General features: G+C 61.1%; 24 protein-coding genes. 12 read left to right on the top strand and 12 right to left on the bottom strand.

Annotation, left to right across the window (positions count from 1 at the left end):
- Positions 1 to 130: 130 nt before the first annotated feature.
- Both DXY33_RS09965 and DXY33_RS09960 read right to left on the bottom strand, forming a co-directional pair.
- Complete coding sequence (locus tag DXY33_RS09965) at positions 131 to 394, bottom strand: hypothetical protein (protein ID WP_115132831.1); 264 nt, start codon at positions 392 to 394, stop codon at positions 131 to 133.
- A gap of 179 nt (positions 395 to 573) precedes the next feature.
- On the bottom strand, positions 574 to 828 hold the full coding sequence (locus DXY33_RS09960; RefSeq protein WP_115132724.1) for a DUF1651 domain-containing protein: 255 nt from the start codon (positions 826 to 828) through the stop codon (positions 574 to 576).
- A 395-nt stretch (positions 829 to 1,223) separates the two neighbouring features.
- Here DXY33_RS09960 and DXY33_RS09955 point away from each other — a divergent pair, with 395 nt between their 5' ends.
- On the top strand, positions 1,224 to 1,508 hold the full coding sequence (locus DXY33_RS09955; RefSeq protein ID WP_006849985.1) for a 2Fe-2S iron-sulfur cluster-binding protein: 285 nt from the start codon (positions 1,224 to 1,226) through the stop codon (positions 1,506 to 1,508).
- Here the strand turns inward: DXY33_RS09955 and nth are convergent, their stop codons facing one another.
- Positions 1,509 to 2,162, bottom strand: coding sequence for an endonuclease III (gene nth, locus DXY33_RS09950; RefSeq protein WP_115132723.1), 654 nt, complete (start codon positions 2,160 to 2,162; stop codon positions 1,509 to 1,511).
- A 188-nt stretch (positions 2,163 to 2,350) separates the two neighbouring features.
- On the opposite strand from nth, the gene DXY33_RS09945 reads away from it, so the two are divergent.
- Together DXY33_RS09945 and DXY33_RS09940 are read left to right on the top strand one after the other, a co-directional pair.
- Entirely contained in the window at positions 2,351 to 3,229 is an 879-nt protein-coding gene (locus DXY33_RS09945; protein WP_244276025.1) for a metal ABC transporter substrate-binding protein, read from the top strand.
- Positions 3,229 to 3,984 (top strand): metal ABC transporter ATP-binding protein, encoded by a 756-nt coding sequence (locus DXY33_RS09940; protein WP_115132721.1) that lies wholly within the window; start codon positions 3,229 to 3,231, stop codon positions 3,982 to 3,984. The genes DXY33_RS09945 and DXY33_RS09940 overlap by 1 nt, the downstream gene beginning before the upstream one ends.
- Here DXY33_RS09940 and DXY33_RS09935 read toward each other — a convergent pair whose 3' ends face one another.
- Entirely contained in the window at positions 3,985 to 5,349 is a 1,365-nt protein-coding gene (locus DXY33_RS09935; RefSeq protein ID WP_115132720.1) for a 1-acyl-sn-glycerol-3-phosphate acyltransferase, read from the bottom strand. It lies immediately after the preceding gene.
- Between the two features lie 32 nt (positions 5,350 to 5,381).
- Here DXY33_RS09935 and DXY33_RS09930 point away from each other — a divergent pair, with 32 nt between their 5' ends.
- Complete coding sequence (locus DXY33_RS09930) at positions 5,382 to 6,206, top strand: metal ABC transporter permease (RefSeq protein ID WP_115132719.1); 825 nt, start codon at positions 5,382 to 5,384, stop codon at positions 6,204 to 6,206.
- Between the two features lie 24 nt (positions 6,207 to 6,230).
- Here DXY33_RS09930 and DXY33_RS12435 read toward each other — a convergent pair whose 3' ends face one another.
- The 5 genes from DXY33_RS12435 to DXY33_RS09910 are packed head-to-tail and all read right to left on the bottom strand — an operon-like array spanning position 6,231 to position 8,347.
- Positions 6,231 to 6,386, bottom strand: a complete 156-nt coding sequence (locus DXY33_RS12435) for a hypothetical protein (RefSeq protein ID WP_170951016.1) — start codon at positions 6,384 to 6,386, stop codon at positions 6,231 to 6,233.
- Between the two features lie 13 nt (positions 6,387 to 6,399).
- Positions 6,400 to 6,600, bottom strand: a complete 201-nt coding sequence (locus tag DXY33_RS09925; protein WP_006851769.1) for a hypothetical protein — start codon at positions 6,598 to 6,600, stop codon at positions 6,400 to 6,402.
- A 55-nt stretch (positions 6,601 to 6,655) separates the two neighbouring features.
- Positions 6,656 to 7,444 (bottom strand): ABC transporter ATP-binding protein, encoded by a 789-nt coding sequence (locus DXY33_RS09920; RefSeq protein WP_115132718.1) that lies wholly within the window; start codon positions 7,442 to 7,444, stop codon positions 6,656 to 6,658.
- Positions 7,434 to 7,865, bottom strand: coding sequence for an NUDIX hydrolase (locus tag DXY33_RS09915; protein WP_115132717.1), 432 nt, complete (start codon positions 7,863 to 7,865; stop codon positions 7,434 to 7,436). The genes DXY33_RS09920 and DXY33_RS09915 overlap by 11 nt, the downstream gene beginning before the upstream one ends.
- Positions 7,862 to 8,347, bottom strand: coding sequence for a hypothetical protein (locus DXY33_RS09910; protein WP_244275999.1), 486 nt, complete (start codon positions 8,345 to 8,347; stop codon positions 7,862 to 7,864). Before DXY33_RS09910 ends, DXY33_RS09915 begins: the two co-directional genes overlap by 4 nt.
- Positions 8,348 to 8,397: 50 nt before the next feature.
- On the opposite strand from DXY33_RS09910, the gene DXY33_RS09905 reads away from it, so the two are divergent.
- The gene (locus tag DXY33_RS09905) at positions 8,398 to 8,589 is read left to right on the top strand and encodes a hypothetical protein (RefSeq protein WP_114989292.1); all 192 of its coding nucleotides are present in this window, start codon (positions 8,398 to 8,400) and stop codon (positions 8,587 to 8,589) included.
- On the opposite strand, the gene DXY33_RS09900 is transcribed toward DXY33_RS09905, so the two are convergent.
- Positions 8,573 to 8,758 (bottom strand): hypothetical protein, encoded by a 186-nt coding sequence (locus DXY33_RS09900; protein ID WP_114989374.1) that lies wholly within the window; start codon positions 8,756 to 8,758, stop codon positions 8,573 to 8,575. The two genes, DXY33_RS09905 and DXY33_RS09900, sit on opposite strands and share 17 nt — an antisense overlap.
- Positions 8,759 to 8,823: 65 nt before the next feature.
- Here DXY33_RS09900 and DXY33_RS09895 point away from each other — a divergent pair, with 65 nt between their 5' ends.
- The 6 genes from DXY33_RS09895 (at position 8,824) to DXY33_RS09870 (ending at position 11,524) form a co-directional block, all read left to right on the top strand.
- Positions 8,824 to 9,318: a hypothetical protein gene (locus tag DXY33_RS09895; protein ID WP_244275997.1), complete on the top strand. Its 495-nt coding sequence runs from the start codon at positions 8,824 to 8,826 to the stop codon at positions 9,316 to 9,318.
- A complete protein-coding gene (locus tag DXY33_RS09890) occupies positions 9,315 to 9,536 on the top strand; it encodes a chlorophyll a/b-binding protein (protein ID WP_114989291.1) in 222 nt (73 codons plus the stop codon). Before DXY33_RS09895 ends, DXY33_RS09890 begins: the two co-directional genes overlap by 4 nt.
- A 3-nt stretch (positions 9,537 to 9,539) precedes the next feature.
- The gene (locus tag DXY33_RS09885; protein WP_115132716.1) at positions 9,540 to 10,196 is read left to right on the top strand and encodes a methyltransferase domain-containing protein; all 657 of its coding nucleotides are present in this window, start codon (positions 9,540 to 9,542) and stop codon (positions 10,194 to 10,196) included.
- Positions 10,197 to 10,274: 78 nt separating this feature from the next.
- Positions 10,275 to 10,457 carry a hypothetical protein gene (locus DXY33_RS09880; protein WP_115132715.1) on the top strand — a complete coding sequence of 61 codons (183 nt, stop codon included), beginning with the start codon at positions 10,275 to 10,277 and terminating at the stop codon, positions 10,455 to 10,457.
- Positions 10,439 to 11,161, top strand: a complete 723-nt coding sequence (locus DXY33_RS09875) for an esterase (RefSeq protein WP_115132714.1) — start codon at positions 10,439 to 10,441, stop codon at positions 11,159 to 11,161. The genes DXY33_RS09880 and DXY33_RS09875 overlap by 19 nt, the downstream gene beginning before the upstream one ends.
- Positions 11,162 to 11,179: 18 nt before the next feature.
- The gene (locus DXY33_RS09870; protein WP_115132713.1) at positions 11,180 to 11,524 is read left to right on the top strand and encodes a molecular chaperone DnaJ; all 345 of its coding nucleotides are present in this window, start codon (positions 11,180 to 11,182) and stop codon (positions 11,522 to 11,524) included.
- 31 nt (positions 11,525 to 11,555) lie between these two features.
- On the opposite strand, the gene DXY33_RS12855 is transcribed toward DXY33_RS09870, so the two are convergent.
- Positions 11,556 to 11,678, bottom strand: a complete 123-nt coding sequence (locus DXY33_RS12855; protein ID WP_006849913.1) for a hypothetical protein — start codon at positions 11,676 to 11,678, stop codon at positions 11,556 to 11,558.
- A gap of 611 nt (positions 11,679 to 12,289) precedes the next feature.
- Between DXY33_RS12855 and DXY33_RS12430 the strand changes: the two genes are divergently transcribed.
- On the top strand, positions 12,290 to 12,439 hold the full coding sequence (locus DXY33_RS12430; protein WP_170951015.1) for a hypothetical protein: 150 nt from the start codon (positions 12,290 to 12,292) through the stop codon (positions 12,437 to 12,439).
- Position 12,440: 1 nt separating this feature from the next.
- Here DXY33_RS12430 and DXY33_RS09855 read toward each other — a convergent pair whose 3' ends face one another.
- Entirely contained in the window at positions 12,441 to 12,695 is a 255-nt protein-coding gene (locus DXY33_RS09855; RefSeq protein WP_115132711.1) for a hypothetical protein, read from the bottom strand.
- Positions 12,696 to 12,697 lie beyond the last annotated feature (2 nt).

Genomic DNA, 12,697 nt, shown 5'->3' with positions numbered 1-12,697 from the left:
CTGACGTTGAGTGCGCAACAGCCTTCAAAGGCACCTTCTTGCACCATGGCTCAAGCAGGTCCTGTTCCGCCAGCAGGGGCCTCTCGTTCATCAGAGGCCTCCGGCAGCGCCCCGCCCAGGGGCGACAGGTTCAGACCTTGTTTCCTTCGTCGTCCCAGTACTCGATTCTGTTCACTTCAAGGTCGTCTTGTTTGAGTTTGGCGGAGATCTCCTTGGCCCTCGCCCTGAGATACAGCTCATCGGTCACCAGGCTTTGGTAGACGATCTCCTCCAGGGTTTCTGCGGGAGCTTCTGAGACGATCTGCTTCACGTCGTCCTTGCTCAGCTTCACGTCAGTTCGGATGCTGACGGTCTGCTCGAAGTTGAACTCGATTTCGTTGATGACCGATTCCATGGGCTCCCTGGCAGACAAAAAGAAACCCCCGCCAAAGGCAGGGGTTCAAAAAGGCTCGCAGAAGTGTGTCCTTGTTTCCACCCTGTGAGGCCTTTTTCCTCACAGATCCAACATGCCAATCCGATGCGTTTGCTGGGATTGCTGATGGACAGCCTCGCGGTTGGCCCCAGCGACCTGTCTCAAAGTTCAACCGCGTCGCCCCAGGCCGGAGATGCGAGGCGCTTCCATCCCTGGGTCTGTAAGGACGCCCAGAGTTGTTCTGCTTCGGCCTTTCGCAGGTGTCGGCGTTCCTTCAGCAGGGGAGGGCCTTCAGGCAGGCGCCGGTCTCTGTCGATGAAGACCTTCGGCTCATGGATCCATCCCTTCTGATCGCGATGGAATCGCCAGATCCAGCGGTCGTCGCTGTCAATCAGCCAGCCCTCTCCCATGACCATGCTGTAAGCACATAAGTACTAGCAATGGTGGGCTTGGTTGGTCACGTGGTCTCGTGGTTCAGGTCCAGGCCAAAAAAAGGAGCAGGCCCCTCAGCCCACCCCCTCCGTGACGCATTGAAAGCACCACTGCTTTCGGGATGCACTGTCCAAGACGATGGCGCTTTGGTGGGTATCGATCCGCACGCTTTTAGGCATTGCTGCTTAGTAAGAACTGTTCTCATTCGCGGGATGATTCCGGAGGCGCGAGCATCACTGCCAACGCTTCGGGGAGTTGAACGAGCGCAGGTTCCCTCGCCTGCGCCTCCCCCAAACATTCATGGGAGCAGGGTGCAGATCGAGCTGGTTTGGCGCCGATGGGCTGATCCAGCTACCAACCCTTCAGGATCTTCCGCGTCATGGCCTCTTTCAACATCAGCATCGAGGGTGGTGCCAGCTTTTCGTGCCCTGATGACACGTACATCCTCGATGCAGCCGAGGAGGCCGGAGTTGATCTGCCCTATTCCTGCCGGGCCGGCGCCTGTTCCACCTGCGCCGGCCGTTTGGTGAGTGGTTCGGTGGATCAGACCGATCAGAGCTTTCTCGATGATGATCAGATCGGCCAGGGGTTTGCCCTCCTTTGTGTGAGCTACCCCACCGCTGATTGCGTGATCAAGGCCAACGCTGAAGAGCTGCTGTCTTGATCAGGGCTTGCGGGTGATCACAGGGCGGCGCCGTTTCGGATAGAGCTCACGGCACATGGGGCAGACGGTTCCGTCGCAGCCCCGTGCTGTGCAGAACTCACGGCCCCAGAAAATGATCTGCAGGTGCAGGCGGTTCCAGTGCTCCTTGGGGAACAGGCGCTTGAGGTCCTGTTCCGTGCGCGCCACACTGCTGCCATCGCTCAATCCCCAGCGCTGGGCCAGCCGGTGGATGTGGGTGTCGACGGGGAAGGCGGGCACGCCGAAGGCCTGGGCCATCACCACGCTGGCTGTCTTGTGGCCCACGCCGGGTAAGGCTTCGAGTTCCTCAAAGCTCTGGGGAACGTCGCCGTCGTAGGCCGTCACCAGAATCTGGGCAAGGCGGCGCACGTTTCTGGCCTTGGTTTTGGCCAGCCCGAGCTGCCGGATGAACGCCAGGATCTGCTCCTCCTCGAGTTCTGCCATGGCGGCGGGTGTTGGCCCAGCGGCAAACAGCGCCGGCGTCACCTCATTCACCTTCTTGTCTGTGCACTGGGCACTCAGCAGAACAGCGATCAGCAGGGTGAACGGATCACTGTGATCCAGGGGGATCGGTGTTTCCGGGTACTGCTCGTGGAGGCGCTGCAGAATCACCTCCACCCGCTCAGACCTGCGCACGGGTGTTCAGTGGGTGAGGTGATCTTGGCGCTTCAGTGATTGCATCGCTTCGTTGCAGCCTTCCCCTGCCATTGCCGAGATTGTTTTAGGACCAACTGATGCGATCCTCGATCAGGCCGCGTCGGCACGCATTGCCCCTGTTGAACTGGAACCGTTCGGTTGGAGTGCTGCTGGTTGTGGTGGCCGTGATGCTGGCCTCCTGCCGCAGCCGAGATCAGGACGTCACCGCGGATTCACGCCCCCAGGTGCTCACCACCTTCACGGTTTTGGCCGATCTGGCCCGCAACGTGGCGGGTGATCGGTTGCAGGTGGCTTCGATCGTCAAGCCCGGTGCCGAGATCCACGGCTACCAACCCACCCCCAGTGACATCGAGCGCGCCAGCAAGGCGGATCTGATTGTTGAGAACGGGTTGGGTCTGGAGTTGTGGGCCCAGCGTTTCACGGCTGCAGCGGGGGATGTGCCCACCATCACCCTTTCGGAAGGGATGGAGCCTCTGCTGATCACAGAGGACGCCTATTCCGGCAAGCCCAATCCCCATGCCTGGATGTCCCCCCAGCGCACGATGGGCTACGTGGACCATCTCGAGCGGGCCTTCGGTCAACTCGATCCAGCCGGGGCCGAAGACTTTGCCGCTAACGCGTCGGCCTACAAAGCCAAGCTCCAAGGCCTCGATCAGGAGCTGCGCAAGGCGATTGCAGGGCTGCCGGCCCAGCAACGGCTGCTGGTGAGTTGCGAGGGAGCCTTCTCCTATCTGGCAGCCGATTACGGACTTGAGGAGGCCTATCTCTGGCCGGTGAATGCCGAAAGCGAGATCACACCCAAACGCATGGCTCGGTTGATCGACACGGTGCGAGAGCGCGAGGTGCCAGCCGTTTTCTGTGAAAGCACCGTGAGCGATAAAGCCCAACGGGAGGTGGCAGCGGCGGCAGGGGCGCTATTCGGTGGAACCTTTTACGTGGATTCCCTCTCGCCTCCGGACGGGCCTGCCTCCACCCTGTTGGAATTGCAGCGGCACAATGTGGGTCTGATCCGCAAGGGCCTGGACCTGTCCGAGAGCAACCGCTGATGCGCATTCAGGCCGACCAGCTCTGTGTGGACTACAACGGCACCGTTGCCCTGTACGACGCCAGCCTGCACCTGCCAGCCGGTTGCATCTGCGGTTTGGTGGGCATGAACGGTGCCGGTAAATCGACGTTCTTCAAGGCTCTCACTGGGTTTGTTCGCCCTTCGCGCGGCAGAATCCGAATCAACGGCAGCAGCGTTGCCGAAGCCCAGCGTCATCAAGCGGTGGCCTATGTGCCCCAGAGCGAAGGGGTGGATGCCCAGTTCCCCGTGTCGGTGTGGGATGTGGTGATGATGGGTCGCTACGGCGCGATGAATGCGTTGCGGATTCCCCGCAGCTCCGATCGTGTGGCTGTGCGGGACGCCTTGACGCGGGTTGATCTGCTGGAGCTGGCCGAGCGTCCCCTTGGCACCCTCTCCGGTGGTCAGCGCAAGCGCACGTTCCTGGCCCGAGCCATCGCCCAGCGCGCTGATGTGCTGCTGCTGGATGAGCCCTTCAATGGGGTTGATGTGCGCACGGAGCAGCTGATGGCCCAGCTGTTTCTTCAGTTCCGCGACGAGGGCCGCACGATCCTGATCTCCACCCACGACCTGGGCCACGTTCGTGATTTTTGCGATCTGGTGGTTTTGATCAACAAGACCGTGCTCGCCTACGGGGAAACCTCAGAGGTGTTCACCCCCGAGAACCTCGCCATGACTTTCGGTGGCGTGCCGCCCGATCTGCTGACGGGCAACAGCTCCCCGGAGGAGACGTTCTAATCAGAGCTCTTCCGCGTCAGTCGTCGTTGCCCGAGAGGCGTCGGGCATCAGGGCCACGAGAGCCTGCTCCAGGTCTTGCATGAACACCTGCATCGCCTCGCGACGGTTGCTGCGGTACTGATTCAGGCGAGGCCGCACGGGCAAGGCTCGTCCGAGCTGCACCTCCACCCGTTGTGGGCCGAGGCTGGGCTGACCCTTCCAGGGCTTGTCTTCGATCCAGCTGATCGCTTCCTCCACCAGCAGCAATATCTCGGCAAAGCGGTCAAAGTCGGGTCGATCACTGATGTAATGACCACTCACGCTGGTGAAATGCTCCACCAGTCTCATGCGGGTGAGTTGGAGGTCGGCTTCCCGTGCCTCCCAGTCCGCCAGGCTCCGCTCCAGCGGCGGGAGCTGATCAACACCTTCCCTGTAGATCCGATCCCAGGCGGCCTGCTCGATCCGGCGGCAGCGCTCCTGAAGATTGCCGACGGCACGCAGGCCGAAATGGGTCTCGGCTTTGGCCAGGCCATGCCGGCGGTAGGCATCAATCCGCTCGTTGAAGGTCTGAGCTGGATCGGGCTTCAGCCGTTCGAGCTGCTCAAGGGCTTTGAGCAGATTCATGCCGATCTGGATCAGCCGGTCGCGACTGCTGGTCTCGGGATTGTCTTGGCCGGCGTCGGGGGAGGGGATGCCGAGATGGCGTTCAAGGGACGCCAACCGCGCTTCGAGGGCGATCCAGTTGGGGTGCCTCCAGCTGTAGTGAATGCCGATGGGCAACACCACCAGTGGCCGCTCGTCGTTGGCTTTCTCCAGATCCTCAGCGGCCCAGAATGCCAGCTGGGCCACCCCCGGCTCCAAGGGCGCCATCTCGCCGGAGAGGTTGTTGGTGGCTCCTTCCGGTGCCACCACCAGCGGGTAGCGCCCCTGGGCCAGAGCTCCGCGGGCCTGGGCCAGCGCTGGGCGATCCAAGCGGCCGCGGTGGATGGCTATGCCGCCACTGCGTTGCAACAGCCAGCCGATCACCGGGCCAGCCCAGATCGGAATGCCGCGGTCGTAGAGAAACCGCAGCTGGATGGGTCGTGGCAGCTGCAGCTTGAGCCGCCGTGCGGCACGGGGAATGCCGTTCCAGAACATATCCGCCATTACCACCGGATCACGGGTGCTGGGGTGCCGAAAGGCGATCAGCAGATTGCAGCCCCCCGACTGCTGGGCTGCAAAGGCCTTGGCCAGGGCTTCTGCCGCATCACGATGGCTCAGCTCAAGGCCCTGACTGCGGAAGAGCAGCGGAAGCAGGCGGCTGACCACGGCCTGAACCATCCGGCTGGGACGGGTGGGCAGCCGGCGCAGTGCGGGACGAGCGTTCTGGGTGGAGGCGCGGGGCATCGAACCGACTGCAGCGCGCCCATACTGATCTGATGGAGCTTTTGCTGGAACCCCTCAGTCACGCCTTTATGGTGAAGGCGTTGATGATCAGTGCCCTGGTTGGGGGTGTTTGCGGGCTGTTGTCCTGCTTCATGACCTTGAAGGGATGGGCGTTGATGGGTGATGCCGTCTCCCATGCGGTCCTCCCTGGCGTGGTGGTTGCCTATGCCCTGGGCCTTCCCTTCTCTCTGGGGGCGTTCGTCTTCGGTGTGGGCTCCGTTGCCGCCATCGGCTTTGTGAAGCAGAAGTCGAGGGTGAAGGAAGACACCGTCATCGGGCTTGTCTTCACCGGTTTCTTCGCTCTGGGGCTCGTGCTCGTCTCCAAGACGCGCAGCAACATCGATCTCACCCACATCCTGTTCGGCAATGTGCTGGGGATCTCAGCGGGGGACGTGCAGCAGACCCTGGTGATTTCGGTGCTGGTGCTGCTGCTGCTGCTGCTGTTCCGGCGGGACCTGATGCTCTTCTGTTTCGATCCCACCCACGCCCGATCGATCGGGATCAACACCGGACTCCTGCACTACATGCTGTTGGGACTTCTCTCCCTGGCCGCCGTTGCCGGTCTGCAGACCGTGGGAATCATCCTGGTGGTGTCGATGCTCGTCACCCCCGGTGCCACGGCCTATCTGCTCACCGATCGGTTCGACCGGATGACGCTGCTGGCTGTCACCAGCAGCGTGCTCTCCAGTGTGCTGGGGGTGTTCATCAGTTACTGGACCGACAGCTCCACCGCCGGTTGCATCGTGCTGGCACAAACCGCGCAATTCGTGCTCGCCTTCCTTCTTGCACCTGGGCAGGGGGTGCTGCGGCGTCTCTGATCAGTTGATGAGTGGATGAGTGGATCAGCGCTCGTTGTCGTCCCAGTCGTAGGTGTCGTTAAAGCGCTGAACGCCTGCTTCTCGAAAGTGAAAGTCCTTGGCGGAACGACCCTGATCAGATGCCGTTTGCTTGGAACCGTCCTGGTCCCACGGCTCGCGGTAATCAAGATCGTCCCGCATGTTCTGCAACGCCTTAGGAGGCTTCGCTGTCATCCCACTTGGCTTTGCCATCCAGCAGTTCGATCAGCTCCTGGAGCTTGCCCATGGTGACGCGCACATCGGCACCGTCGGGCAGAACACCATCAGCCACCACGTTGTAGTGGTCACGGCACTGGTTGCGCAGCTCCTGCAGGCGCTTCTTGGTGATGGTCTTTTTCTGTTCTGCCGTTGCCATGGCGATTGCGTGGTCTGGCCCTCATCCCTAGCAGAGCAGGGTGCTGCCTACCGATCTACCCCGGAAGAACCTGGCGAAAGCCATGGGCTTCCACCACGTTGAGCGGGGTGTTGAACAGTTCACTCAGTTCGGCGGGCCGCAGCATCTCCCGTGGGCTTCCATCCCCAACAAGACGTCCCTCTGCCAGAAACAGCACCCGTTCCATCTCCGGAACGATCGTGTCCACCCGATGGGTGACCTGCACCACGGTGGTTCCCGCTTGGATCAAGCGCCGCAGGATCGCCAGCAACTGATGGCAGGCCTGGAGGTCGAGGGCACGGCTCGGCTCATCCAGCACCAGCACCTCCGGTTGGTGAACCAGGGCGCGAGCGATCAACAGGCGGCGCCGCTGTCCGTCAGATAGCTCTCCGCAGCAGCGTTCACGGATGCCGTGGAGGTGCAGTTGATCGAGCAGATCCCGCGCCTGCTCCCATTGCCGCGCAGTGGGCTTCTGATCCCGGCCCAGCCGGGTGGCCCCAAAAAAATTGCTCACCACCGCCTCTTCAACAGCTGTTTTGGGGTGAAGCCGCTGTTCCATGTCGCTCGACACAACCCCCAGGCGGCTGCGCAGCGCCCAGAGGTTCACCGTCTCGCTGCCAAACAACCGCAAATGAGCGTCGGGGCGAACGATGGGATACAGGCTGCGGTCGATCAGTTTCACCAGGCTGCTTTTGCCTGCGCCATTGGGACCCAACACCGTTGTGGACTGCCGCAGTTTCAATTGCAGGTTGAGTTCGTGCAGCACCGGGCGATCGCCCAGCCATGCCACCACATTGCGGAGATCGAGCCAGGTTTCAGTGGTCATGGCCCTCCTGCAGCAACCGATCGATAACGATCGACAGGCGCGGAGCGACGGGCCGGAGCTCCTGCTGCCGCTCACTCCAGATGGCGTCACGCACCAGATCACTGAGGGGCACCAACTTCATCTCCTGGCCCTCCTTCAACTGCAGTTGGCTCACGGGCACGCTGAGCGTTCCGCGGAACACGTGGGCCACCCGGTTGCCGCTGTCATCGCTGAACCATGGTTCGAGCGGCACGCTGGGTGACCAATCGATCTCCTCCTGCAATTCGCGGTGCACGGCTTCGCTGGCTGTTTCTCCCGGATCGAGATGGCCGCCAAACAACCCCCAGTGGCCCGGATAAATGATCGAGTCGATGTCGTCGCGCAGTTGGAGCAGCCATCGGCCTTCCTGCTCGAGCATGGCCAGGGCGACGGCGGGCTTCATGACGCCTCCGGTGTCTTGCGGGACCACTGGGCCAGTCCACCGCCCCGCCCCCGCGCTGTGAGTGTTCCCTGCTGCTCGTTCAGTTCAATCAGGGCAAAGAAGGGCAAGCATTGGGGTTCCGGTGACGGCAGGCTTCGCTGCAGCAGCACCTGATCGGACCAGCTCAGCTCCAAGGACGTGAAGCTGAACATCAGCAGTGGTCTGGAACCCTTCAGCTGGGCCTGGCCGCTGAACCGCAACCGGAAACCGGCCAGGCAGACCTGATTCACGATGCTCAGGCCCTGGTCGCCGTGGCTCAAGGTCAGGCTGGCCTGCAGCCAACGCAGCAGCGTTGCGGTGCCGGGCGCCGGTGGATCCCCGCTGCGCGTCCAGGTCTGCTGCAACATCCAGCAGCCCGGCAGCTGCTCGATCTGAATGCCGCTGCCCTCACGGCGGCTCTGGTCCTCCCTCGCCAGAAGATCTGCGGCAGGAGAACCAGGCAAGGCTGAGATCATGGGGCTCTGCAACATCCCCATCTTTTCGGAGTCCGCCCATGCAGCGCGACAAGCGCCGGACACCTCCCATAACGGACCTGCTTCTACGGGGACTGCGCATCGGGGCCAGCACCGTTGCCCTGGTGGAACTGCTGCGCAGTGATTGGATCGGAGGGGGGCTCGCCAGCTTGGCCTGGCTGGTCTTCGTTCAGGTGGAGCGTCGCCGGGCGCCGCTCAAGCCTCCGTCCTGAGGATCGAATCGATGCAGTTCGGGTGCTGTCGGATATAAGCGTTGAATTCCATAGCCAGCAGACGGGCCTCAAAGGCATCGGTGGCGTAGAAGCAGGATTCCAGCTTTTCTCCGTTGGATGTCTTGTGTCGGACGGTGTAGGCAGCCCGTCCCTGAGCAATGCTGGCCATGGACTGATGAAGCAGTGGTTTCAAGCTGGCACTCCTGCCCTGAAGAATTCCATAACCATTCATTCATGTTTGCGTTTCAACGCTTCGTAAAGCTGTTTGAAGCGACCGACAGTCCGTCTCACCTCTCTGCCCGCATCCCGCTGCCCATGGCCTCCCCTGCTCTGGCCTTCAACGTTGCTCTCGCGTCATTCCTGTCCCTCATCGCAGGGCCTGTTCAGGCGGAATGGCAGCCGATGCAGGAGCCGGCGGTTTGGCAATCCCGTCGCGGCGATCTGCTGCCGGGCGACGGCTGGATCTTCATGGAAGCCCTCGACACCCCCGCGATCAAGGCGGCTGAATACATCCGGGCCCCCCAGATCGTGGACGGTTCCGTTGAGGTGGAAGCAGGCCTGCTGATTCAGCGCGCTGGCCAGGAGCGGTGGACCCAACGGGTTCTGCCGATGCGTGCCAACTGTGCCAAAGCTCAGCTGGAGCAACGCCAGGCCGATGGTGCCTGGACCGTCTACCCCGGCCGCGATGGAACCGTGGTTAAGGTCCGCTGGATCTGCGCATTGCGATGAGTCGGCCTGCTTTTCGTTACGAGGAACCGGAACGCTTCGGCGAGTCGCTCACCACAGCACGCCCCTGGAACCGGTCTGCCCTGAGCGATGTGGAGCGGCTCAATGGACGGGTGGCCATGCTCGGTTTCTTGGCTGCCGTGGTTCTTGAAAAGGCCACGGGCTTGGGAATCGCGGGTCAGCTCGGTGCAGCTCTGCGCTGGTACTTGCAGCTGGGTTGATTGATGACGGTTGTTCCTGTTCTGAAGGACTCCCAACGCTTCAAGTTGGATGCCACCGACGACGCGATCTTCTACAGCGAGCCTCGTTTCGTTCACCATCTGGATGCGGGTTTTCGTGCTCGGCTGACCGCCCTCTACCGCGAGCGCATTCCTCCCTGTGCCCAGGTGCTGGATCTGATGAGCAGTTGGGTGAGCCACCTGCCTGACGACGTCAGTTACGACAACGTCATCGGCCATGGCCTCAATGCTGAGGAGCTGAGTGCCAACCCCCGATTGGATCGGCACTGGGTTCAGAACCTCAACCGCGACCAGACCCTCCCGGTTGAGGATGCTTCGATCGATGCCACCTTGATCGTGGCCGGTTGGCAATACCTGCAACAGCCCGAGCCGATTGCCGCTGAGCTGTGGCGGATCACCCGCCCCCGGGGCCAGGTGATCGTGGCGTTTTCCAATCGAATGTTCTTCACCAAGGCTCCCCAGGTCTGGACCGACGGTGATGACGGTGATCACCTGCGTTATGTCGCTGAGGTGTTGATGGCTCAGGGCTGGCCCCAGCCGGATATCGTTGCCGAAGACACCCGCGCCGAGGGTGTGATGGGCTTGTTCGGCGGTAAGGGAGATCCTTTCTTTGCCGTCGTGGCCGAGAAACCTCTCTACTGATTCCTCGACTTTCCTTTGCCTTGCAGGGATGGACGTTGTTCTGAATTGCGGCAGCGTGAGGCGAGAACCAGGATCTCCATGAGCTTCACCCTTCCGGGTCTTCTCCCCTGGCGCTTCAGGATTGTGCTGATCGGTCAGCAGGTGGTTCTTGAGGCTTCGTCTGAGGATCAGCAGCTGAGCACGGTTCTTGAACCTGGTGGAAGTCGCATTCGGCGTGGCTACGACCTGATCAAGGCTCCGCAATGTGCGTTGATCCGGTGAGCAACACGTCTCGCCTCACCCAGCCCGTCGTCATCTTCGGTGGTTTTCTGATCACGCAGGAGGCCTATCGCCCCCTCGCTGATTGGATTGATCAGGCAACCGGCGCTGCGGTGCGCATCGTGCCTGCGTCCAAATTGGATTGGCTGGCCACCAGCTGGGGCTTCGGTTGGCGTCGCCTGCTTGATCGCGTTGATGCCGCTGTACGTGAACTTCAAAGCCAGTCGCCCACAGGGCGCGTCACGTTGATTGGTCACAGCTCCGGCGGAGTGATGTTGCGGCCCTATCTGGCTGATCAGACCTTTTTGGGACGCCGTTTCAACGGTGCAGCCCGATGCAATCGCCTGATCACGCTCGGCAGTCCCCATCAGGCTCTGCGTGCCACACCATTGCGGGCTCGTGTGGATCGTGAGTTTCCGGGTTGCCCTGAAGCCGATCGGGTGGACTACGTAGCGGTTGCGGGTCGGCTTGATCCGCTGGGAGCGAATGCATCCAATTTTTCGCGCCGCAGCGCTGCCCGCAGCTATCGCCAGATCATGGGCGACCCGGATCTGCAGGGGGACGGTCTGGTTCCCCTTCCATCAGCCCTGCTGCGGGATGCCCGTTCGATTGAGCTGGCTGATACGGCCCACGGCGGATTGTTCGGCCAAAGCTGGTACGGCTCCACCGATCGCATCGATCGCTGGTGGTCGCAGCTCGGAGACTGAACCAGGCGATCAGGCATTGTGGCCTGCTTCGGCGATCAGCTTGTGCAGGAATCGAAAGGGTTTGGGGGTCAGGCCAGGTCGGCCAAACGCAAATCCAGCAAGAAGCGCAAGCCGGGAACGTCAAACCATCGCCGTGATCAATGTCCGATGGGGCGCGACCCCGGCCTCGAGGCGATTCAGGCCAGGCAGTGCCTTGGCCTGCCGCTCACCGGACGATTAACCGTTGCCCAGGTGAAGCGGGCTCACAAGCTTCTGGCTGTTCAACACCATCCCGACAAAGGGGGCGACCCTGAGGTCATGACACGGTTCAACACCGCCCGCGATGTGCTGCTTGAGCCCGAGATGGAGATGCTTGCTGCCTGACGCCCTTGACGTGTGTCCCAGTCCCAGGGCGTCAGCTGCCGCTGCTGCGGCCCAGCACCAGCCAGGTAATCAGCATCAAGCCACTCAGGCTGACCACGGTGTAGATCCAATCGGCGTATGGCGTCCAGAACAGTCCCGCAACCGGGGCTGTCATCGGTCCCAGACCAGCAGGAGCACCACAAACAAGGCCCCGAACACTAGGAAGGGTGTGAGCAGCGTCAGCAGAGACTGTGTTTCGATCATTCCGGTTGCAGCAAGCGGATCATCCGGCGGTCTGTTTTGATCTGTCAAATCTCCGTTATTCACTGAGATTGAGGCCAGAGCTCGCGGCCAATCAACCTTCATCGGGATCGAGCAGTGGGATGAACAACCGTCAGCGTCAAATTCTTGTTGCTTTTTCGGCCTCGATGGGGCTTGGTTTGCTTGGCGGGTTAGCGTTCAACGTCACGTCCCAACTGATACGGCCCGGCAAGATTGAATTGGGCCCGGCATCGCCGGGAGGACCTGGCCGATCTCCTGCGCTGCCTGAGCAGAACACAGGCTCATCCGATCCAAGCTGTGTTGTGCCTCCTGGAGGTGGTCCGCCTGTCACGACGAATTACCAGCCCTGTTAATTGCATCGTGAGAACGGGTTCTTGGGCCAAAGTTTCAGAAGAAAAGATAAAAAAGTGCTCCTGCGATACCCAGAATTGTTTCGGCTGTTCGCTCTGATACCGAAATTCAAGACTGGCTGAGGTGATTGTTTAACTCTCTTCCAGTCCACGCATGAACAGCGATCAGCGTCTCAGCTATCTGCACTTGATGAACAAAGCTGCTGAGTCGGAAGACAGACAGAGCTATTTCTATTACTTGAAGCTCGCTGAACAAACCCTGCAACGCCAGGATCCCGAGGTGCTCTGGAAGCCTGCTGGTTGATTCAACGGATGATGTTGGCCTTGAAAAAACCGAATCCGAGGCCAAAAGATGAGGATTGATCGCGATGCAGCGTGACTGAAACATCGAAATCGAGAAGATCGGATTGTTCGATGTCTTCACGCTTCAAGTTGTGAGCGTTCTCTGCTTCGAAGCCATCGATGATTTCATCGCGATTTCTTTCCAGGTAATCCACCACCTGTTTCAGCACATGGTCGCGCCAGGCCTCGCTGGCGTTTTTGTTGATTCGATCAGACATGG

This window comes from Synechococcus sp. N26 (assembly GCF_900473975.1).
GTDB lineage: Bacteria > Cyanobacteriota > Cyanobacteriia > PCC-6307 > Cyanobiaceae > Parasynechococcus.
This window is presented reverse-complemented; position numbering and strand designations above follow the sequence as displayed.